The following is a 20,965-nucleotide window of genomic DNA, read 5'->3' as shown; positions in this document are numbered from 1 at the left end:
TTAGTAAGGAATTCTACCAGTTTTCCATCATCGTTGAGATGGGTTCGTACAGACGCGTGTAGGCGATCTGAGCGGCTACGGCCAGAAATACAACCCCCGTTGCGCGGTTGAAAATTGTGACCACGCGGGTCGTAAAGAGCCGTTTGAGCCGGTTGGCGTAGTAAGCCAGCGCCAGTTCGGTCGCGAGAACACCCAGCAGACTGGCCCCCATGAATCCGTATTGCTGGACCATCGTGTAGTGCAGATGCGACCGGATGTAGGCCACGATGGTTACCCACGAAATGAAATTGATGGGGTTCAGCGCGTTCAGAAAAAAGCCCGTCGAGACGTAGTAAACGGCGTTGCCGAACCGGGTTTTGGGATACGCTAACCGGGGCGTTCCTTTCAGGATGTTGACCAGTCCCATCGCCGTCAGAAACAGGACACCCACAATAGCCATCAGGTGCTCGAATCCCTGCACTTTCGGAATGAACGACGTACCGAGCAGCGCGGCCAGAACAAACAACAGATCACCGCCAACTACCCCGAACACGATTTTCATGCCCGACCGAAACCCGTTGTCGACGCTGTTCTGAATCAGTGCAAAGAACACCGTTCCGAACGTCAGACACAACGCGATACCAATCAAGAAACCGTACAGGAGGGGGAGGAACACGGGGTTGGTTTGTGGTTTGTAGTTTGTGGTTTGTAGTTGGCTGAGGCATAATCTGAATGCGTCAGCCAACTACAAACTACAAACCGATATCAAACTCCTTTAAGCCGGGCCACCATCAGCAATCCGCTGACGCTGAGGGCGTCGGTGATGCGGCTGGCCATGACCATGTCAACGGCTTCGGCGAGGGGTAGCTTCCAGATGCGCAGGTCTTCAGTTTCTTCGGGTTCGTGATCGCCCTGCACCAGCCCTTCGGCAATGTACAGGAACCCTTCTTCGTCGGTGGCTGAGTTGGACGTGTGAATGCGGGCGATTTTGGTCCATTGTTCCGCTTCCAGCCCGGTCTCCTCTTTGAGTTCGCGCTTGGCCGATTCCAGCGGGTCGGTGCCGAGGGGGGAGCCGCCTTCGGGAATCTCCCACGAATACTCATCGAGCGGATAACGGTACTGACCCACGAGGTAGGTGTTCCCGGCAGCGTCGAGCGGGATGACGCCAACGGCTTTGTTCTTAAAGCTAACGACACCATAGATGCCGGGTGTTCCGGCGGGCGTCACGACCTCTTCATGGCGGATAGTCAGCCAGGGATTCTCATACCTGACCGCTGAGTTGAGCGTTTGCCAGGGGTTTTCCGTCGCGTTCATACAGCCAAAACTACGGACTTTTACGCTACGAATGGCTAACTTTGAAAGCAGAAACCCGGACAGCCGATGCCGGGTTTCTGCCTTTTTCACTCCATGACTACACCGCAACAGGTTAAATATCGCTGGATAGGCATCTCGCTCGGCTTGAGCATTGTCCTGCTGGTAGTTAAATTTACGGCTTATTTTCTGACGGCATCAACGGCCATCCTGACCGATGCCATCGAGTCCATCGTCAACGTCATTGCCAGCGGATTTGCCTTCTACAGCATCTACTTAGCCGGACTCCCCCCCGATCAGAACCACCCCTACGGCCACGGTAAGATCGAATTTCTATCGTCAGGTTTTGAGGGTGCCATGATCCTGTCGGCGGGATTGGTCATCATCTGGCAGGCCATTCTGAGCTTTTTTGTCCCGAAACAACTCGACAATCTCGACTGGGGTCTCGTGCTGATCGGCGTCACGGCCGCAGCCAACGGCTTTGTGGGCTGGCGGCTCATCCGGTCGGGCCAACAGACCGATTCGCTCGCCCTCACCGCCGACGGACGGCACCTGCTCACCGATACCTTCAGCAGCGTCATCGTGATGGTGGGAGTAGGCCTGGTCGTGCTGACGGGTCAGCGCTGGATCGACAGCGCGTTATCGCTGGTGCTGGCGGTGGTCATCATCTACAACGGTTCTCAGATCACGCGGCAGTCGGTGGCCCGGCTCATGGACGAAACCGACGCGCCCACCCTCGACCGCGTAGTGACACTGCTTAACGTTCACAAAGACCGCAACTGGATCGACGTGCATAACCTGCGCGTGCAGAAGTACGGGTCCGACCTGCACATCGACTGCCACTTAACGCTGCCTTACTACTGGGAATTGAGCCAGGTGCACGACGAGGTGCATCATTTTGAGGATACGCTGAAGGCCGGTTTCCAGGGTGAGGTTGAAATTTTCGTGCATACCGATCCCTGCATGAAGGAATGCTGCCACTACTGCCGCGTCGCCAACTGCCCCGTGCGGGCATCGGCGTTCATCCGCGATGTGGAGTGGACAGCCGCCAACCTGCCGCTCAACCAGAAGCATTTTGTGCCGATGGCCGTGCAGGAAGAATAAAATGGGTATTTAGGTGTTTTAGTGTTTGTTAGCCAGTGTGAACACGTACATACCTAAACACTCAAACACCTACACACTAAAATTCGGCTTCCTATGGCCAATTATCTTTACCAAATTAACCGTTTCGTCTTCCTGTTCGGCCTATTACTCAGCCTGAGCGCCTGCGTGAACGAGTTCGATCCGAAGCTCAATCCTAACACCGACCTGCTCGTGGTAGACGGTATTATCACTGATCTGCCCGAAACGCAGATTATCCGCATCAGCCGGTCCCGCTCCAACCGAGACAGTACCGTCAGTACGCCCCTTACCAAAGCAACCGTCGAGGTGCTGGTGAATGGAGGAGCCACTGCCCTACGCGAGAACTTGAAAGAGCCGGGCAGCTACCAATTGCCGGATAACTTCCGGGGACGGGTGGGCGACCGCTACCAACTGCGGTTCACGACCGCCGACGGAACCCGGTACGAGTCGACAACGGAGCCGATGGCGAGTGTTCCGCCGATTCAGAAAATTTACGATCAGTTTAACCAGCGCAGCATCGAGAAGGTCACAAAAGATGGCTACATCCCCTCCAACGACATTTACGTCGATTTTCAGGACCCCGCCGGTGAGCGTAACTTTTACCTGTGGCGCTGGACGCAGTACGAACCCCAAACCTGGTGTGCCTCGTGTCGGCAGGGGCGCTACTACCTCACCGACCTGGGCAATGAACTGGCGGGCGGCTGCGTCCCCGACAACAAACTGGGCACGTTCGAGCGCTTCGAGTACACCTGTTTCCAGTATTGCTGGGATATTTTCTACAGCACCGACGTCAACATCTTCGCCGACCAGTTCGCCAACGGGCGTCCACAGGTAGCGCGGCCAGTGGCCAAGATTCCGCTCCGGCAGACTAACCCGACACTCGTGGTCATGCAGCAGTTGTCGCTGTCGGTGGATGCGTATCGGTACTACCGGTTGTTTGCCGACCAGACGCAAAATACGGGAACGCTCGCCGACAGCCCACCCGCACCCACGGCGGGCAATGTGCGGAACGTGGCCAACGACCGGGAGAATGTGGTGGGTTATTTCTCAGCATCGTCCGTCTCCGAAAACCGGTACTACCTCGACCGCCGGAACACGCAGGGCGGTCTGCTCGATGGCCTGTTCTTTTACCAGACCGGCAGAATGCCGAACGTGGAGCCGCCCCGCGTAACGGGACCAATCCCGGTAACGCTGTCGATTTACGGGCAGGGCGTCCCGTCGGCAATTTGTGTGCAAAGCCGCAACCGCACACCCATCGCGCCGAAGGGATTTCGGTAAACGTACGTACCCACGGACGGTCGGCCGCTGCCGCTTCAGTCCGTGATAGTAGATGCTGCCGGTCACGGACTGAAGCGGCAGCGGCCGACCGTCCGTGGGTACGTACGTTTACCAGATTGTCGTGGCGCTTTAAAAACTGACTTAATCATGACAACGAACCGTTCCGGCACTGTACCCATCAACCGTCGTGTTGGCAGGCGTTGGGTCGCTGTCGTCTGGCTATTTCTGTTGGGCGGCATTCTGACCGGTTGTCGGCAATCTGATCCTGCGCCCGCGCCCATCACGCCCCCCGTTTCGGCGACGGTCACCACACCTGCTTCCATCACGGTGTCGCTGCCCGTGGTGTACGTGGGTAGTTTCGACAATTACCTGTACGCCATTGACACGACGACGGGCGTTCAGCGGTGGGCGTTCCGGGCCGACACGTCGATTCAGTCCAGCCCGGTGGTCGCCAACGGCGTGGTTTACGTGGGCAGCAACGACTTTAATGTGTACGCAATCGATGCGACGACGGGCCTGAAGAAGTGGGAGTTCCTCACCGGGGCGTTCGTGTATTCCAGCCCGGTGGTCGTCGATGGCCTTGTGTACGTGGGCTGTCAGGACGGTAAACTCTACGCCATTGACGCCGTTACGGGTGATCTGCGCTGGCGGTTTGGGGCTGACTTCGGCTTGTATTCCAGCCCGACCGTAGCCAATGGACTGGTGTATATCGGCGGTCAGGACACTAATTTGTACGCCGTTGATTCCGCTACGGGTTTACTCCGATGGGTATTTAAAACGAATAATTACATCCTGTCCAGCCCGGTGGTGGCCGACGGAATCGTGTACGTTGGCAGTCAGGACAATCAGCTTTACGCCGTCGACGCGCTAACCGGCAAACGGCGCTGGTCCTTCAAAACCGGCAGCCTGATCGACTCCAGCCCGGTAGTCGCCAATGGACGGGTGTATATCGGCAGCTACGATGGTAATCTGTACGCGCTTGACGCCACGACGGGTACCCGGCGGTGGGCCGCGAAAACGAATGGGGGCATTTATTCAAGTCCGGTGGTGGCCAACGGGCTTGTCTACATCGCCAGCCGCGACCACTCGCTCTATGCCTTCGATGAGGGCACGGGTGCCCGGCGCTGGGCGTTCAGCACGAACTATGACATTTATTCCACCCCCCTCGTGACGGGCGGAACAGTGTACGTCGGGAGCAACGACTTTAATTTCTACGCACTCGACGCCCACACCGGAATTCAGCGCTGGGTATTCAAAACAGATGGTATCATTGTCTCCAGCCCCGCGCTGGCCCAGCCGAACCGGGTAGCAGGACGGTATCCGGCCATCAGCGGAGCCGGTCAGTAAGAATATGAACAGATATATTACCCGTAAACGAACGTCTCTCGCCGTCATTGGTCTGCTGGTGGTCCTGTACGCCTGCGTGAACACCTACGACCCCACCTTTACCCCCAATACCAACCTGCTCGTGATCGATGGCGTCGTGACAGACCTGCCCGGACTGCAAACCATCGGTATTAGCCGGTCGCGTTCCAGCCGCGACAGCACCACCAGTACGCCCATTCAGCGAGCTGCCGTCACGGTCACCGTCAACGCTACGACGACCCTGCGCCTGAGCGAAGTGCAACCCGGTCTGTACCAGTTTCCCGCCGATTTCCAGGGGCGGGTGGGCAACACCTACCAACTCCGTTTTCGCACCGAAGAAGGCGTACCGTACGAATCGTCCGTGGAAACGATGGCGTCGGTGCCGCCCATTTCGAAAGTTTATGATCAGTTTAACGCGCAGGGCATCAGGACCACCGCCGACAGCCGTCCCGTGCCCACCAACGATGTCTACGTCGATTTTCAGGACCCCGCCGGGCAGACCAATTTTTACCTGTGGCGCTGGCGACTCTACGAATCTCAGTCGTGGTGCGCCACCTGCGAACAGGGCCGTTACAAAGTTGTGGACATTGGCCCCGTCGGGAGCGGGCCGATCAATGTGCTCGGTTGCGTCCGGGACTCGACGCTGGACCGGTTCACCGTATTCGATTACCCCTGCCGGGGCGTGTGCTGGGATATATTTTACAGCACCGCCGTCAACACGTTCGCTGATCTGTACGCCAACGGGCAGTTGCAGGTGGGCCGGAAGGTAGCCAGCATTCCCATCTACCAGCGCGATCCGGCGTCGTTGGTGATCGAGCAACTGTCGCTGTCGCCCAACGCCTATCGGTACTACAAGCTGTTTGCCGATCAGACCCAGAACACCGGAACGCTGGCCGACACGCCCCCGGCCCCCCTGGCGGGCAACGTGCGTAACCTGACGGACGACCGCGAGAAGGTGGTGGGCTACTTCTCGGCCGCGTCGGTAGCGGCTCAACCGTACAAACTCACCCGCCAGAACGTGACAACCGGCTCGTTTCAGGGACTTTTTTACGCCCTGAACCGACGCATTCCCAGCTTAGCTTTCAACCCTGACGGCACCCGGACCGGCATCCCGTCGGCGTTGTGCATACCCAGTCGAACCCGCACCGACGTAACACCACCGGGCTGGAATCAGTGAATTGAAACAAACCGTTTATAGCTTGACTCATTCCTACTATTCCAATGACCCGATTTGTACTACTATTTTCTTTATTTGTCCTGACCACCGTTGCCCACGCCCAGGTAATCGTGACGCTGAAGGGCACCGTGCGCGACTCGGTCAGTAATCAGCCGCTGGCCGGTATATCCGTCGTGGTCGACTTCCGCAGATCCCTCACTGGCACCACCACCGACGCTAACGGACGCTATTCCATTCGGTTGCCCATCGGGAATCACGTCGTCGTATTTCGCAGTGTGGGTTACGTTCCGTTTCGGCAGAACGTGGATCTGGTGGAGAACGAAACCATTGTCGATGGGCTGATGGTGACCGTATCGAGCCAGTTGGAAGAGGTCGTCGTGACCAGCAAGGGCTTCGACCGCACGGTGCGCCAACCGCTGCTGGGCGTCAGCCAGATCAACGTCTCAACGCTGCAGCGGCTCCCGGCCGCCTTGGGCGAGGTCGATTTGCTGCGGGGATTGCAGATGCTGCCGGGCGTAACGAGCGTGGGCGAAGCGGCCAACGGGGTTAACATCCGGGGTGGCACCACCGACCAGACGCTGATTCTGTTAGACGACACGCCCATCTTCAACCCGACGCACATGTTCGGGCTGTTTTCGGTATTTCCGCCCGATGCCATGAACGGCGTGGATCTCTACAAAGGCAACGTACCAGCCCGGTTTGGGGGCCGGGTAGCGTCGGTACTGGACGTGTCGCTCAAAAATCCCGGCCTCGACCAGTTCAAACTGACGGGCGGGGTGAGCTTGGTATCGAACCGGCTCATGGCCGAAATTCCAATTGTGAAGGGAAAACTGGGGGTGTTGGTGGCCGGGCGCGGGGCGTTTAACGATTTTCTGCTGCCGCTGGCCTCGAAGCGCTTAGACAATATAAAGGCCAAATTTGGCGATGGCGTCATAAAAGCGTTCTGGCGGATCAACGACCGCAACACCCTGACGGCGACGGGCTACGGCAGCTACGACTTTTTCCAGACTGAACTACTCGGCAACCTGCCCAATGTCAACGGCACGGCTACCCAGTACGACCACAAAACAATCAACGGCATGGCCCGCTGGCTGAGTGTGCTGACGCCCCGCCTGAACCTGCAAACGACGGTTATTTACGCCCGCTACGTCCCCCGGATTCTGTCGCCCGAACTCAACTCGGATAACAAGGTCATCCTGCGGTCGGGCATCGTACAGCGGCAGGCCAAATCGAACCTGAACTACCAGTTGACCAACCACAAAATCGAGTTCGGCGTCGATGCCACGCACTACCGCGTGGAGCCGGGGACGCTGCTACCCGGCACCAGCCCCAGCGTAAACACCATAACGACACCCACCGAAAACGCGCTCGAAGCGTCGCTCCACGCCGACGACGAGTTTGCGGTTAGTCCTAATCTGGCCATCTCGGCGGGGCTGCGCTACTCGCGGTTTTTATCGCTGGGGCCGTCGTTGGTGCGCCGGTATGCATCCGGCGAAGCGGTGGACGACTTCTCCGTCGTCGACTCCGTGCGCTACGGACCGGGGCGGGTGGCAAACACCTACGGCGGGTTTGAACCCCGGCTCGGCATCCGCTACGCGTTAAGTCCGAATTCGTCGGTAAAAGTGGGCTATAACCTGATGCGGCAGTATTTGCAGGTCGTCACGAACACCACCACGCCCCTGCCCACCGCCCGCTGGAAAACGTCGGATGCGAATATAAAACCCCAGATTAGTCAGTTGGTATCGGTCGGGTATTTTCAGAATATAAAGCAGAACAGCTACGAATTGTCCGTCGAAGCGTACTACCGGGCGACGCAAAACGTGATTGACTACAAACCGGGGGCTAATTTTCTGCTCCAGGCCTACCCCGAAACGCAGTTGTTGCAGGGCCGCAGCCAGGCCTACGGCGTGGAGACGATGCTGGCTAAGAAAAAAGGCGAACTGACCGGGTGGCTCAATTACACCTACGCCCGCACGTTCAACCAGGTCAGCGACGGCGTTGGCATTCGGGAGCGCATCAACGGGGGCGACTGGTACCGCGCCAACTACGACCGTCCGCACAGCGTCAACGCGTCGATCAGCATCGTCGCCGATAAGCACAACACGTTCGGGTTCACGCTGGCCTACAGCACCGGGCGGCCCTACACCGCACCCGAAGGCTACGTAATCAGCCAGGGCCAGCCATTTCCGTACTACAACGACCGCAACCAGGCCCGCCTGCCCGACTACCACCGGCTCGATTTTTCGTGGAATATTTATAACCCGACTATGCGTGCCCGGCACTGGCAGGGCAACTGGGTCTTCACGGTCTACAATCTCTACGGCCGCAAAAATGCTTACTCCGTGTTCTTCCGCACCGAAGACGGGCAAACGCAGGGCTACAAACTCCAGATCTTTGCGGCTCCGATTTTGTCGCTAACGTACAATTTTGTGCTGAAATGAATCGGTGGCCCACGGCCAAAGGCGTGAGCTGATACAAAGCGTAACCGATAGCAATGAATCACTAAAGGCAGGCATTATTAAATTGATGCCAAGGTGTGCATCCTGTATCAGCCCACGCCCGCACGGGCGGCCCCGTTCAGACGTGGGCCATTGGCATTATATTGACAAAAAAGTAGACCAAAGCCACTAATTCGGCTCTTGTACGGCTAAGTTGGAACAGCACACCGTCAATCTGAGTTGTACACGCTGACTCGTTCACAGGGTTTATGGCTAAACAAGCGCACCATACCGTATTGCACCGGCTATTTTGCCTGTTGATGGCCTTACACGTCATTAACATGAGCGTTGACGCGCCCGACGGGTATGCAAGGCGTGCGCTACAGGGCGAACAGCGCGAAGACCTATCCGTGAATGATATGGAAAGCCTGAGTGAATTAGTGCTGGAAGAATGCCTGGGCATGACCGACGCGGTGCCCGAACACGACGAACCGGACGATAATTCGTCATTGACTGAGTTCGAAGAAGAGTACATTGCTACACTGTCATTTGTATTTGCGCCCTTTTCGACACCCGCTCACTCCTTGGTAGTCACGAAACTCCTGCCGTTTCAGACCACCCACGTTCCCACGCCCGTCGTGGAAATCGTTGCCCCTCCCCCGCGTCACATGGCGTAATGCCACCGTCGGTACGCACATTGATTATGAGTTGTCGAACTGAATAAACGACCACTCTCGTTCGTCCGATCTTACTCAATCATCTCTTCAGTTCCATTTATTTACTGATCTGACCAGCATCAACCGCATTAGCGGGCAGTACGCCCACGCGGACTTTCTGGACCATTTCGACCTGACTATGCTATTAGAAAAACCAATTCCGTTTTCGTTTCTTTTCCGCGAAATCCGCCGGGAAGTCCTACTTGTTTTCATCTTTGCCAACATCGTCGTCATTATCAAGCTGGTCTTTGGTTTATGGTTTCTGACCATTCCCATTGCTATTCCCTCGCTGCTCGGCACCTGCATTTCGCTCCTGCTCGCCTTCCGCACCAATCAGTCTTACGAGCGCTGGTGGGAAGCCCGGATTGCGTGGGGGGGCATTGTTAACGACAGCCGCAGTTTTATCCGTCAGCTTCAGATGTTTCTATCCGACGGGCCGGAGCGTCAGGAAATTATTCACGAGTTTGTGCAGCGGCACTGCGCGTGGTGCTTCGTACTGGGCGACGTCCTGCGGGGGGCCGACGTGAGCGGACGGCTGTACGAGTTTCTGTCCCCGACCGATGCCCGGCAGGTGCTGCGGTTCGACAATAAACCCAATGCCCTGCTACTGGGTCACGGATTAGCCATCCGTCGGCTCTACGATCAGGGACGGCTAACCGACTTTCAGATGGTGCAGCTCAGCACAACTCTGACCAGCCTGACCGATTCGATGGGCCGCTGTGAGCGCATCAAAAACACCATTTTCCCGCGTACCTACACCTTCAACATGCAGATGTTCATTTATCTCTTTGCGGCCATTCTGCCGTTCTGCTTCGACGCGGATCTGTATTACTTAGATGTGCCGCTTGTGACACTGATTTCGGCGGCTTTCCTGCTGATCGAGAAGAGCGCCATTCAGTTGCAGGACCCGTTCGAAAACAAGCCGACCGATACGCCCATGACAACCATTGCCCGCACAATTGAGATCAACCTCAAGACAATGACTGAGTTCCAGACCGTGCCGGATAAACTTCTTCCGCAGGCGTATTATTCCATGTAGCCTCAACCTGATACCAACGCATCACGGGTAAGTTGCTGTTGTTTAAGGTTGATCTCGCCAAAACTAACAACCAGATCAAAAGTCTAAAGACCACTGAACAGTGGTCTTTTTTCGTCCAATCAGTTGATTACTAAGCCAAAATTCCGGTAGTTCGGCATACCGCATCAAACTACAGCTTACAATATTTACTCGAATTATTGTATTAAATCTTTTTATTTACCAATTTTGAGCCACTTACCTCCTCCAACGGAGGGGTATCAAACATTACTTTTTTCAATTCAGGTTGTATTCAATACCGGAAAGGCTGGTCGCACTACGATCAGCCTTTTTTTGTGTTTCCTTCACCTACCGCCCACAAATGCCTTTAAAATCGCAGTACTGGCAGGTTTCGATCTGGTCGGTTTTGCGGAACGGCTCGCTGGGGTCGAACAGGCGCTGAACAAGCTGGCGGAGCAGGTCTTCCGAGTGCTGAATGTACTGTTCGGGAGTATCGGCCTCGCCGAAGCGGACCGGATTCGTCTTGAAACCACCGGGTATGTCGCGGAATGAATAAAACCCGGCTTCTACGGGCATGTTTCCAGCGGGATAAATGTCAGCAATATCCCGATTCAGGGGCAACCCACCATAGTCGCGGATATTCTTGAGGGTCAGGTAACGGTACAGCCACAATTGCCGCATTTTGTCCGCTGCGCCATCGTTCAGCAGTTTGTCGGCTAAGTCTTTAGGTGTTTTGCTATCTAATTTAACACTGCCGGTTTTGTAATCCACAATCCTGATCTGCCCGCCGTACTGCTCAATCCGGTCGATTTTTCCGGCGATGCGCACCCGCAACGTGGGTTGGTTTGGTAAGTGCCCATTGAGTGGTACGTCGATGTACGTGTCTAAGGTTTGCTCGGTACCAATGACGGTCAGGCCCGTCAGGTCACTCTGCTGACGCTGAAAATCGAGCATCAGCTTTTTAGCCAGGTCGTAGAGGAGCAGGTTGATGCCCGACTCAATAACGCGGCCCCGCATGGTGTTGGCAAATTCGTCTTCGAGCAGCCGCACAATCAGAGCTTCGTCAACCGGCAAATTCTTCAGACGGTATTCCTTATCCAAGCGCTCCAGCACCAAGTGCATCCAGTTTCCGAAGTCGGCCGCGCCCATTTTTTCTTCGATATCCTCTTCCTCAGCGATATTCACGAGTCGGCTGAAATAAAACCGCATGGAACAACTGACAAACTGGTTCAGGTAAGACGGATACAACCCTCTGGTGGTGAGTAGTTTAATAAGGTCGGCCCGGATCGCTTCCGTTTTAGGAACACTGAGGTCGGTGAGGTTCGCGATCTTTTCGGTGCCCGCCTGACCGAAGCGCACCGTCGGGTGACTGATACGGATCAGGCCTTTTGAGCGCGGCACTAATTCGTGTTCGATCTGCCGGATGAAGCGGCTTCGTTCGCCTTTGCTATTGCCGTAGGCGTCGGTCGAGGTGGTGTAGAGCAGCACAATTTCACCCGCCCGCTGGAGCAGCCGGTAGAAGTGATACGCCATCACCGACTCCTGCTCGCGATAGGTAGGCAACTTTATATTCGGGTCAGACGCTATATCGAACGGAATCAGCGAGTTGAGATTGCGCGACTGCGGCAAAATTCCCTCATTAACCGACAGAATAATGACCCGGTCGAAGTCCAGCGCCCGTGTTTCGAGCATCCCCATCACCTGCAACTGACTCCGCCCTTCGCTCGTGAACGGAATGCTTGTCTGCCGGATCAGCTCGTAGAGAAACTGCCGGAAACTCCGCACCGTCACCGCAGCCTTGCCTTCGGCATCGACCTGCCGGTTTAGGGTTGTTTCAAGTTGGCGGAGCAGCGAAAAAAACAGGTATAGGTATTCGGTTTCGATGGCGTCCTGACTGTCGCGATAAACGTCGCGCAGCAGGTCGATGAGGGCGTAGAGGGTGCGGATGGCCTTCATTGGTTCCTCGTTGGGCCAGCGGGCAAACAGCACCCGAATCAGCGGATCGTTCTGTCCCAGTTCGTGCAGATCCTTTTCGGTCAGGTACACCCGCTGGTTCTTCACAATAGTCTTTGCAATCCACTGAAACAGGGGTTCAGGCGGCACAAAGTCACCCTTTTCGTTAATTTCGCCGAGCGACTGGCAACCGTGAATGCGCTCATACTGCTTCACGAATGGGTGATTAAGCAGTTTGACGACGTGGCGGTGGTGGAACTTCGGAATGCGCAAATCACGGCCATCTTTCGTTCGGAACTCGTGCACCGTCCGCTGCATCTCGAACAGCGTATCGACCAGCGTGAACAGCAGCGACGACCGTAGCGACAGGCCCATCGTCACGTTCAGATCCGTCACGTTTTCGTCCAGCGCGTACAGCACCGGTACCAGCAGCGTCTCATCGGCCAGCACGATGGCGGTTTTTGGAGAGGAATGGGAGCGGTCAGCACCATTCTCCACTGTCCTTTTTCCGTTCCCTGCCTGCCACTCCTGATATAGTTTCCCCGCTACTTTCGCCTGCATACTGGCATTAGGAACGCCGATGACGCGGATGTTTTTTTCGGTGCCGAGCAGGTTATTCTCCTGCCGGATATGCTGTTTGTTGTCTTTCGAAAGGAGCCACCCGTTATCGCGGTAGCGACGCAGAAAATCGCCCGCTTCCTGCCGTTTGTCGTCGAGGTAATACGGATCAGCATCCCAGATCAGTTCGGCTTTCTGCGCATCGACCAACACCCGGATAATGTGCTCCTCGGCCGCGCTGAGGGCGTTGAACCCCACAAAATACACCCGTTCGTAGGCCATGCTATCCCGAATCAGCGACTCCACGTTATCGGCCAGCATTCGGTAGGCCATACCCCGGTAGGCCAATCCCTGAGCGGTCAGGCGTTGATGCAGCGCGTGGTAGGCCGTGTGCAGGTTCTCGAATAGTTTGAAGTAGCGCGACGTGCCGGGCGTTTCCACGATGGGCTTCGCCGACGCGGGCCTGTCGACCTGCCAGCGTTCGAGGGCTTTAGCGGCCGTGAGGTAGGTAAACAGTTCGTGGGTGTTGACGCGGTACTGGTCGATGCGGTCGAAGTCGGCCAGCAGCACCGACGCCCAGCCGATGAACTGCTCAAACTCGACTAATGGGTCAATCTCCCGGAACACCTCGTAGAGTTCAAACAGCAGGCTGACCGAGTCGATCAACTGCACCCCCGCCGACTGCGTGATAAAGTCATCGACAGCTAATGCGTGGGGAGCCAGAAAGGGCCGGTCGGAGAGCGCGGCCAATTCGTCTAAAAATACAGAAACGGCCCGGCGCGTGGGCAGAATCACCCAAACCTCGCTCAGACTGGGGCCGTGGGTATCGAAAATTCGTTGGGCTGCTTGTTGAAGAAACGTCATTCGGTATCAGTCCGACAGTCAGTGAGTGAATCAGTCGGTGAGTCAATCAGTAAAGATAACCCACCGTCCGCCGACTATTGCCCGAATTGAGCGACAAATTCGCACCGAAGGAAATTCTCACCATGATACAATGTTCCAGCTACCTGCGCAAACGTTCATCAAACTCGTGAGGGATTACGGCTACGACTTTTACCTGGCTGATAAGCGGATGCAACGGATTGATAAGAACATTGCGAGAGGGCGAGTTTTTCAGGATCACCGACGGAATCAGGAAAGCCAGCGCGGGATAGGTTGGTGTCAGCCTGGACAACAAAAAGAATGGTAAGGTATCGGGATACTTGAGTTGGTCCTAGCCCGTTGGCAAAGCGGATAGCGGGATCTCCTCAATAACGTCGGGCAGTTCTAAGCTGATGCGAACGAAAGGCGGCAAATCCCGGATTGGCGTTCCGTCCAGATGGACCAGCGTTTCCAGCAGGGCCAGTTCAGGCGTAGTCGAGGTGTAGATTAGGGGCGTTCCGGGCGGATTCCAGCGTCCGCCATTGAGTCGGGCACCCTCACCCGTCAACACCGAATCGACAAACTGTCTTTTTTGAATGCGATAAACCAGGGCCATGCTTAACTGTAGACCCCGTATTCAATGCGGCCCAAAACCTGATCAACAACCTGAAAGCCGGTGGCCGTATCCAGCAGTTGTAAAGGCGACTGGCCGTCCAGTATCTCCAAGGGTCGGCGCAACCAGCGATTAAACTTGCCCTGGTCTTCAAACACCCGCAGGCCATGGGCAGCTAAGGCCTCCAGCAGCAACAGCCGTTCGGACTCTACCTTGTTCAGGGAACCACTCACTAACCGCCGGGCCATTGTTCGCTCGTTCATCGACAGCAGTACGGATAGTTCACGGATGGTCAGTTCCAGTAAGGTGGCTACCTGTCGCACCTGCCCATAGCCTATGCCTAAGCGGGAGCGTGTGATAAGTTCGAAGGGACTTGTTCGCTCCGGCAGTACACGAACCGTTGTATCAGCAGACAGCATCGGTGGCTGGCTATTGACCGGCTCAACCGGTTGATTTTTACGAACGTTCGTCATACGGAGTGCCAACAAAGTGTCAGTAACGTTACTGACACTTTACGTGAATTCAACGTAGTCATGCTGGGAAAAGTTTACAGACTAATTGACCGACAGAAACCCACCCCGCTACCTAAACCAGTGGAACGATCCGGTTTCTGGCCGCTCACAACGGCACCAGCCCTTATGTAGGCCTAACCCGACTTTATTGTACTACATTGCTCATGTTCTCCTCCTGACCTCCCCACCATGCTCCGACTTATCCTGATTAGTCTTCTCCTTTCCCTGGCGTATGGCCCTGCCTTCGCCCAACCCAAAGCATGGGAAGCCCAGTTGGATTCGCTACTGGTCGAATTACCCCGGGCCAAGCCCGATACCAACCGGGTCAATCTACTGAATCTGATAACTAATTACGATTCCTACATTAACCCCAATGAAGGTATCAGCTATGCCAGTCAGGCTTTGGCACTGGCCCGACGATTGGCCTGGAAAAAAGGCATGGCAAAATCCTATACTAGTTTGGGAAACCAATATATCATGAAATCCGATTATCCCCAGGCCCTGACGGCCTACTTGAGTGGCTTGAAAATAGCCGAAAAAATAAAAGACAAAAGCCTGATTGCTAGGATAACAGGCAATGTGGGTTTAGTTTACGTTAACCTGGCCAATTATTCCCAGGCCTTAGCCAATTATGAAAAAGCACTGAAAGGTGCTGAGGAATTAGGCAATAAAGGCGGAGTGGTGATTTGGCTGAATAATATTGGTGGCGTATACAATCAACAAGGTGAGTATGCCAAAGCGCTGGATTATCGGCTAAAATCGCTGAAACTAAATGACGCCATGGGGTTCCGAGGTGCAGAAAAGGAATTAAACTTCGATAACGTGGGGCAGAGTTATCTCAATCTGGCCGATTATCCCAAAGCCCTCGCCTATCTGCAAAACGGGCTGAAGCTGAGTAAAGCAAGCAGAAATAAAATCATATTAGTAAGAAGTTATAACAACCTCAGTAAGCTGTATTTGAAAATCGCCACGGACAGCAACGCCACTTTCTTAACTACCCTATTAAGGAGTGATAAAGCTAATACGTTAAAAAAAGCCAGCGCCTATGCCGACAGTGCCGTCGTTCTGGCCAAAGAACGGGGCGATTTACCCTATCTGTATCGAGCCTATCAAACCCGGAGTCAGATTCAGGACGCGCTGGGCGATCCACAGGCCGCTTTGGCGAGTTATCAAGACTTCATCAAAACCAAAGATCTGGTCATCAACCAGCAAAACACCAACCAAATTGCCGTTGCCACGCTTCAGTACGATTTCGACAAAAAAGAAACGGTCCTCCGCTATGAGCAGCAACTTTCAGCTATCCAACTCCAAAAGCAAAAACAACAACGAACCTATCTGCTGGGCGGTGTCGGTTTGCTGGTGGCTCTGCTGGGCTTCATTATGTATGGGTATTTCCAGAAACAGAAAGCCAACACCATCCTGCAACGGCAGAAAGAAGAGATCAATCAAAAAAGCGCTCAATTAGAGCAGTCCCTGATCGAACTACGTGCTACCCAAACCCAACTCGTCCAGAAAGAGAAGATGGCCAGCCTGGGCGAACTAACGGCTGGCATCGCCCACGAGATTCAGAACCCGCTCAACTTCGTCAACAACTTCTCGGAAGTCAGCACCGAGTTGGTCAGTGAGTTGAAAGAAGAACTGGACCGGGGCGACACCGACCAGGCCAAAGCCATTGCCGATGACCTCACCCAAAATCTCCAAAAGATCACCCATCACGGCGGGCGGGCTTCGGCTATCGTCAGGGGTATGCTCGAACACTCCCGCACCGGCATGGGCGAAAAGCAGCCCACCAATCTCAACGCCCTCGCCGATGAGTATCTAAAAATTGCTTATCAGGGGTTGCGGGCGAAAGACAAAGACTTTAATGCTGAATTAGTAACGGAATTTCAGGCAGACTTAAGCCCCGTCGATATGGTTCCTCAGGAGATTGGGCGGGTGCTGCTGAATCTCTATAATAACGCCTTTTACGCCGTCCAGCAAAAGCAGAAAACAGCCCCGCTTGACTACCGGCCTACCGTAACGGTTACCAGCGCTCAAGTCAATGGGCGAACCGAAATCCGGGTGAGCGACAACGGAACGGGCATTCCTGACGCGGTAAAGGCCAAAATCTTCCAGCCTTTCTTCACTACCAAGCCCACCGGCGAAGGCACGGGATTGGGCCTGTCATTGAGCTATGACATTGTCACCAAAGGGCATGGGGGAAGCCTGACGGTGGAAAGTCAGGCGGGTGAGGGAACGGCTTTTGTGGTGAGACTACCCTGTTCGTGACCACAACAGGAAAATAGGTTCTGTTTATTCATACCCGGCAATTCCATTTTTACATAAATTTGTAAAAATGGAATCAATATCCATAATTACATAGATTTGTGAAAAATGGATTATGTATGATAGACCGATTAATCTGGCCAGAAGCCCAACGGGCACTTACTAAATTTAGGGCATTGTGCATTACAGGCCCTCGCCAAAGCGGAAAAACGACGTTGAGTAAAAAGTTATTTGCGCATAAACCCTACGTAAACTTTGAGAATCCGTCGGTACAGTATGAAGCCGAACAAAACCCTCAATCATTTTTAGCGCAGTATACCAATGGGGCTGTGTTTGATGAAGTGCAGCGAACACCGCACGTTTTTCGCTATTTACAGGAAATACTGGATACGAATTCGCAACGGGGTCAGTTCATTCTGACCGGGTCCAATAATTTTTTGTTGCAGGAACAGGTTTCGCAGTCGCTGGCTGGCCGGGCTGGTTATTTATCACTCTTGCCACTGAGCTATGCCGAATTACTTCAGGCAAAGCTGGCCAGTAACCACATAAACACCCATATCCTGACGGGGGGATATCCCGAAATATGGCACGAAAAACTTAACGCTACCACCTGGATGAACAGCTACGTGCAAACGTATGTGCAACGGGATGTCCGGCTATTACGAAATATTACCAACCTCGCTACCTTTAATCGATTCATTTTTTTGTGCGCCAATTATGCGGGCCAAATCATGAATCGAGATGATCTGGCCCAGAAAACGGGCGTGGATACCAAGACTATTTTAGCCTGGCTTGGCTTGTTGGAAAATAGCTATATCGCCTTTCAGTTGCAACCCTGGTACAACAACATGAATAAGCGACTGATAAAAAGCCCCAAGCTTTATTTTTATGATACCGGCTTATTATGCTACCTGTTGGGCATTAAAAGTGAAACGGGTTTGCAAAACCATGCTGCGTACGGGGCCATCTTCGAGAATTGGATTATATCAGAAATAAGAAAGAATACGAGTAACGCTGGCCTGAACGAAGGTCTGTATTACTTTAGAGATAGTGCTGGTAATGAAGTTGATTTGATAATTGACCGGGAATCAGAACCCGTAGCTATCGAACTGAAATCCGGCACTACCGTCAATCCCGGTTCGTTTCGTGGATTAAAGTATTGGCAAAAACTTCAACCGAACAGCCAATGTCTGCTCGTACACGGCGGCAATACGAACGAGTTGGTCAATGACCGAATGAGCTTACTCCCCTGGACAGAAGTAGCTAACTTGTAGAAGGCATGGCGGCAGCCTGACAGTGGAAAGTCGGGAAGGTCAGGGAACCGAGTTCATGATCCAATTACCAACCGCAACCGTCCCCTCACGGACATAAACACCAATCTGTCAATTGGAGCCAAACCGGTCGACAAATTCACTAATCGGCTTGCCGCATCGCATAAACTGCATAAGGGGTTTATCCGCAACTATGCCAACGCTCCGTACAACTCCTCGCGCTGCGACTTCACGCGGGCGTCGGAAAGAAATTCGTCGTAGGTCATAAGCTTGTCGAGGATGCCTGCCGGAGTGATTTCGATGATGCGGTTGGCGACCGTCTGCACAAACTGGTGATCGTGGGAGGTGAACAGCACCGGCGCTTTCACGTCGATCAGGCCGTTGTTCAGCGATTCGATGGATTCAAGATCGAGGTGGTTGGTCGGCTCATCCAAAAGCAGGCAGTTGGCGCCCGACAGCATCATTTTCGAGAGCATACACCGCACTTTTTCGCCCCCGCTCAGCACGGTTGCTTTCTTGAGCGACTCCTCGCCCGAAAATAGCATCCGGCCCAGAAAACCCCGGATAAAGCTCTCGTCTTTCTCGACCGAATACTGCCGCAGCCAGTCGACCAAGTTCAGATCGGTCTGAAAAAACTTATCTTTTTCGGTGTCGTTCGGGAAGTACGACATCGTAATTGTAATACCCCACCGGAACGTACCAGAATCCGCTTTGCGCTCTCCAGCCAGAATGTCCAGCAGGGCCGAAATAGCCAGTCCGTCGCGGCTGAACAGGAATATCTTGTCCTGCTTGTTGACGGTGAACGACAGATTCTCGAACAACTTCGTACCGTCTTCGGCGGTATAGGTCAGGTTTTCGACCGTCAGAATCTGGTCGCCGGGTTCGCGCTCAGGTTTGAAATTCACGTACGGATATTTCCGCGACGACGGCTGAATATCATCGATGGTTAGCTTTTCGAGCAGCTTGGCACGGCTCGTGGCCTGCTTCGATTTAGACGCATTGGCCGAGAATCGCCGAATAAATTCTTCGAGTTCCTTGCGCTTATCCTCCGTCTTTTTATTCTGGTCCTGCCGCTGACGCGATGCTAATTGGCTCGACTCGTACCAGAACGAATAGTTACCGGCAAAGAGCTTCACCTTACTGAAATCAACGTCCACGATCTGGGAGCATACCTGGTCCAGAAAGTGCCGGTCGTGCGATACGACGATGACGGTGTTGTTGAAATTGGCTAAGAAGTTTTCGAGCCACAGCACCGACTCCACGTCAAGGTTGTTGGTCGGCTCATCGAGCAGCAGCACGTCGGGACTGCCAAACAGTGCCTGAGCAAGCAGGATGCGCACTTTCTCGGAGCCGTTCACGTCTGACATCATCGCATAGTGCAGGTCTTCTTTTATGCCCAGTCCACTGAGCAGACTGGCCGCGTCAGACTCGGCATCCCAGCCGTTCATTTCGGCGAACTCTGATTCGAGTTCGGCCGCTTTTTCGCCGTCGGCATCGGTGAAGTCAGTCTTAGCGTAGAGGATGTCTTTCTCCTGCATGATGTCATACAGGCGTTTGTTGCCCATAATCACCGTCTGCAATACCGGAAACTCATCAAAGGCAAACTGATTCTGACTTAGTGCCGACATCCGTTCGCCGGGGGTCATGGTAACGGTGCCGGTTTGCGGCTCAATTTCCCCCGACAGAATTTTCAAAAACGTGGACTTACCGGCTCCGTTAGCGCCAATGACGCCGTAACAGTTGCCGGACGTGAATTTTATGGTGACGTCATCAAACAGCACCCGCTTTCCGTAGCGAAGAGAGACGTTTTGTACCGATATCATGGTGTATTTTTTTGCTTCAGATTATGGTGCAAAGGTACAAAATTTTGACGGCAAGAATGAGCGAAATGCACCATCTGACCAGGTTTCGCCCAAGCAAACATGGCTATTACCAGCGCAATGACACGCTGGAGCAAACGATACGCTGACGAGATCGTCTACTTCCTGTTATGCAGATCTTAAGTATTGGCTACATTTAATTAACTTATAGTTATCTTTTAAAAAATAAAATTGACTAGATTACATTTAAGTTAACTAAAAAACTAATTCGTTTCATAAATTGTTACTCACTAACGTATAAATTCTATTTGTGCCATGAAAAAACTATACGCGTTTGTCTTACTATGGACGGCATTGGTGGCCTTATCGGTCTGTCAGGCTCAGACGGGCCGTTTCCACCGCGTTAGGGTTGAGATTAGCCCGGAACGACTCGAACACCTGTTCAATAACGGTTTGGAAGTGGACCATTTCAGTTACGAAGACAAGAAGGTGTTCACGGGTGAAGTGTCCGACGAGGACGTTGCTCTCTTTCGGCGGAATGGCGTAAAAGTGAAATACCTTATTAAAGACCTGGTTAAAAATTACCAGGCTATTAAGTAATTAGGCAAATTTAGAATAGATCAACTATTTTAGCGGCATGAGCCGCAAAGAAAAGCATATTGATCTTGTTGAAGCCGAGCTGATTACCTT

General features: G+C 53.9%; 16 protein-coding genes. 10 read left to right on the top strand and 6 right to left on the bottom strand.

Going from position 1 to position 20,965, the window contains the following annotated elements; all coding sequences use genetic code 11:
- Window positions 1-13: 13 nt before the first annotated feature.
- Window positions 14-655, bottom strand: a complete 642-nt coding sequence (locus ACYVHB_RS27740; RefSeq protein WP_461055150.1) for a LysE family translocator — start codon at window positions 653-655, stop codon at window positions 14-16.
- A gap of 89 nt (window positions 656-744) precedes the next feature.
- Window positions 745-1,293: an NUDIX domain-containing protein gene (locus tag ACYVHB_RS27735; protein WP_461055149.1), complete on the bottom strand. Its 549-nt coding sequence runs from the start codon at window positions 1,291-1,293 to the stop codon at window positions 745-747.
- A 93-nt stretch (window positions 1,294-1,386) separates the two neighbouring features.
- On the opposite strand from ACYVHB_RS27735, the gene ACYVHB_RS27730 reads away from it, so the two are divergent.
- From ACYVHB_RS27730 to ACYVHB_RS27700, 7 genes are all read left to right on the top strand, one after another.
- Complete coding sequence (locus tag ACYVHB_RS27730; protein ID WP_461055148.1) at window positions 1,387-2,394, top strand: cation diffusion facilitator family transporter; 1,008 nt, start codon at window positions 1,387-1,389, stop codon at window positions 2,392-2,394.
- A 93-nt stretch (window positions 2,395-2,487) separates the two neighbouring features.
- Entirely contained in the window at window positions 2,488-3,690 is a 1,203-nt protein-coding gene (locus ACYVHB_RS27725; RefSeq protein WP_461055147.1) for a DUF4249 domain-containing protein, read from the top strand.
- A gap of 147 nt (window positions 3,691-3,837) precedes the next feature.
- The gene (locus ACYVHB_RS27720; RefSeq protein WP_461055146.1) at window positions 3,838-5,037 is read left to right on the top strand and encodes an outer membrane protein assembly factor BamB family protein; all 1,200 of its coding nucleotides are present in this window, start codon (window positions 3,838-3,840) and stop codon (window positions 5,035-5,037) included.
- A 4-nt stretch (window positions 5,038-5,041) separates the two neighbouring features.
- Window positions 5,042-6,232, top strand: a complete 1,191-nt coding sequence (locus tag ACYVHB_RS27715) for a DUF4249 domain-containing protein (protein ID WP_461055145.1) — start codon at window positions 5,042-5,044, stop codon at window positions 6,230-6,232.
- Between the two features lie 44 nt (window positions 6,233-6,276).
- A complete protein-coding gene (locus ACYVHB_RS27710) occupies window positions 6,277-8,673 on the top strand; it encodes a TonB-dependent receptor (protein WP_461055144.1) in 2,397 nt (798 codons plus the stop codon).
- Window positions 8,674-8,939: 266 nt separating this feature from the next.
- Window positions 8,940-9,347 carry a hypothetical protein gene (locus ACYVHB_RS27705; RefSeq protein ID WP_461055143.1) on the top strand — a complete coding sequence of 136 codons (408 nt, stop codon included), beginning with the start codon at window positions 8,940-8,942 and terminating at the stop codon, window positions 9,345-9,347.
- A gap of 178 nt (window positions 9,348-9,525) precedes the next feature.
- Entirely contained in the window at window positions 9,526-10,425 is a 900-nt protein-coding gene (locus ACYVHB_RS27700) for a bestrophin family protein (protein WP_461055142.1), read from the top strand.
- 345 nt (window positions 10,426-10,770) lie between these two features.
- On the opposite strand, the gene ACYVHB_RS27695 is transcribed toward ACYVHB_RS27700, so the two are convergent.
- From ACYVHB_RS27695 to parS, 3 genes are all read right to left on the bottom strand, one after another.
- Window positions 10,771-13,797, bottom strand: a complete 3,027-nt coding sequence (locus ACYVHB_RS27695) for a PD-(D/E)XK nuclease family protein (protein WP_461055141.1) — start codon at window positions 13,795-13,797, stop codon at window positions 10,771-10,773.
- A gap of 349 nt (window positions 13,798-14,146) precedes the next feature.
- Window positions 14,147-14,410, bottom strand: a complete 264-nt coding sequence (locus ACYVHB_RS27690; RefSeq protein WP_461055140.1) for an RES family NAD+ phosphorylase — start codon at window positions 14,408-14,410, stop codon at window positions 14,147-14,149.
- A 2-nt stretch (window positions 14,411-14,412) separates the two neighbouring features.
- On the bottom strand, window positions 14,413-14,880 hold the full coding sequence (gene parS, locus ACYVHB_RS27685; protein WP_461055139.1) for a type II RES/Xre toxin-antitoxin system antitoxin: 468 nt from the start codon (window positions 14,878-14,880) through the stop codon (window positions 14,413-14,415).
- 228 nt (window positions 14,881-15,108) lie between these two features.
- On the opposite strand from parS, the gene ACYVHB_RS27680 reads away from it, so the two are divergent.
- Together ACYVHB_RS27680 and ACYVHB_RS27675 are read left to right on the top strand one after the other, a co-directional pair.
- Entirely contained in the window at window positions 15,109-17,187 is a 2,079-nt protein-coding gene (locus tag ACYVHB_RS27680; RefSeq protein ID WP_461055138.1) for a tetratricopeptide repeat-containing sensor histidine kinase, read from the top strand.
- A gap of 116 nt (window positions 17,188-17,303) precedes the next feature.
- Window positions 17,304-18,458 carry an ATP-binding protein gene (locus ACYVHB_RS27675; protein WP_461055137.1) on the top strand — a complete coding sequence of 385 codons (1,155 nt, stop codon included), beginning with the start codon at window positions 17,304-17,306 and terminating at the stop codon, window positions 18,456-18,458.
- A 188-nt stretch (window positions 18,459-18,646) separates the two neighbouring features.
- Here the strand turns inward: ACYVHB_RS27675 and ACYVHB_RS27670 are convergent, their stop codons facing one another.
- On the bottom strand, window positions 18,647-20,278 hold the full coding sequence (locus ACYVHB_RS27670; RefSeq protein ID WP_461055136.1) for an ABC-F family ATP-binding cassette domain-containing protein: 1,632 nt from the start codon (window positions 20,276-20,278) through the stop codon (window positions 18,647-18,649).
- 312 nt (window positions 20,279-20,590) lie between these two features.
- Here ACYVHB_RS27670 and ACYVHB_RS27665 point away from each other — a divergent pair, with 312 nt between their 5' ends.
- On the top strand, window positions 20,591-20,875 hold the full coding sequence (locus ACYVHB_RS27665; RefSeq protein WP_461055135.1) for a hypothetical protein: 285 nt from the start codon (window positions 20,591-20,593) through the stop codon (window positions 20,873-20,875).
- Window positions 20,876-20,965: the final 90 nt, after the last annotated feature.

The sequence above is a fragment of the Spirosoma arcticum genome, assembly GCF_054779955.1.
The sequence above is the reverse complement of the archived record's forward strand: the minus strand, read 5'-3'. Positions and strand labels throughout refer to the sequence as shown.

Bases quoted from the DNA above. Each gene is read 5' to 3' on its own strand.
- ACYVHB_RS27735 (WP_461055149.1), bottom strand. From the start codon at position 1,293: ATGAACGCGACGGAAAACCCCTGGCAAACGCTCAACTCAGCGGTCAGG.
- ACYVHB_RS27730 (WP_461055148.1), top strand. From the start codon at position 1,387: ATGACTACACCGCAACAGGTTAAATATCGCTGGATAGGCATCTCGCTC.
- ACYVHB_RS27725 (WP_461055147.1), top strand. From the start codon at position 2,488: ATGGCCAATTATCTTTACCAAATTAACCGTTTCGTCTTCCTGTTCGGC.
- ACYVHB_RS27720 (WP_461055146.1), top strand. From the start codon at position 3,838: ATGACAACGAACCGTTCCGGCACTGTACCCATCAACCGTCGTGTTGGC.
- ACYVHB_RS27715 (WP_461055145.1), top strand. From the start codon at position 5,042: ATGAACAGATATATTACCCGTAAACGAACGTCTCTCGCCGTCATTGGT.
- ACYVHB_RS27710 (WP_461055144.1), top strand. From the start codon at position 6,277: ATGACCCGATTTGTACTACTATTTTCTTTATTTGTCCTGACCACCGTT.
- ACYVHB_RS27705 (WP_461055143.1), top strand. From the start codon at position 8,940: ATGGCTAAACAAGCGCACCATACCGTATTGCACCGGCTATTTTGCCTG.
- ACYVHB_RS27700 (WP_461055142.1), top strand. From the start codon at position 9,526: ATGCTATTAGAAAAACCAATTCCGTTTTCGTTTCTTTTCCGCGAAATC.
- ACYVHB_RS27695 (WP_461055141.1), bottom strand. From the start codon at position 13,797: ATGACGTTTCTTCAACAAGCAGCCCAACGAATTTTCGATACCCACGGC.
- ACYVHB_RS27690 (WP_461055140.1), bottom strand. From the start codon at position 14,410: ATGGCCCTGGTTTATCGCATTCAAAAAAGACAGTTTGTCGATTCGGTG.
- parS (WP_461055139.1), bottom strand. From the start codon at position 14,880: ATGACGAACGTTCGTAAAAATCAACCGGTTGAGCCGGTCAATAGCCAG.
- ACYVHB_RS27680 (WP_461055138.1), top strand. From the start codon at position 15,109: ATGCTCCGACTTATCCTGATTAGTCTTCTCCTTTCCCTGGCGTATGGC.
- ACYVHB_RS27675 (WP_461055137.1), top strand. From the start codon at position 17,304: ATGATAGACCGATTAATCTGGCCAGAAGCCCAACGGGCACTTACTAAA.
- ACYVHB_RS27670 (WP_461055136.1), bottom strand. From the start codon at position 20,278: ATGATATCGGTACAAAACGTCTCTCTTCGCTACGGAAAGCGGGTGCTG.
- ACYVHB_RS27665 (WP_461055135.1), top strand. From the start codon at position 20,591: ATGAAAAAACTATACGCGTTTGTCTTACTATGGACGGCATTGGTGGCC.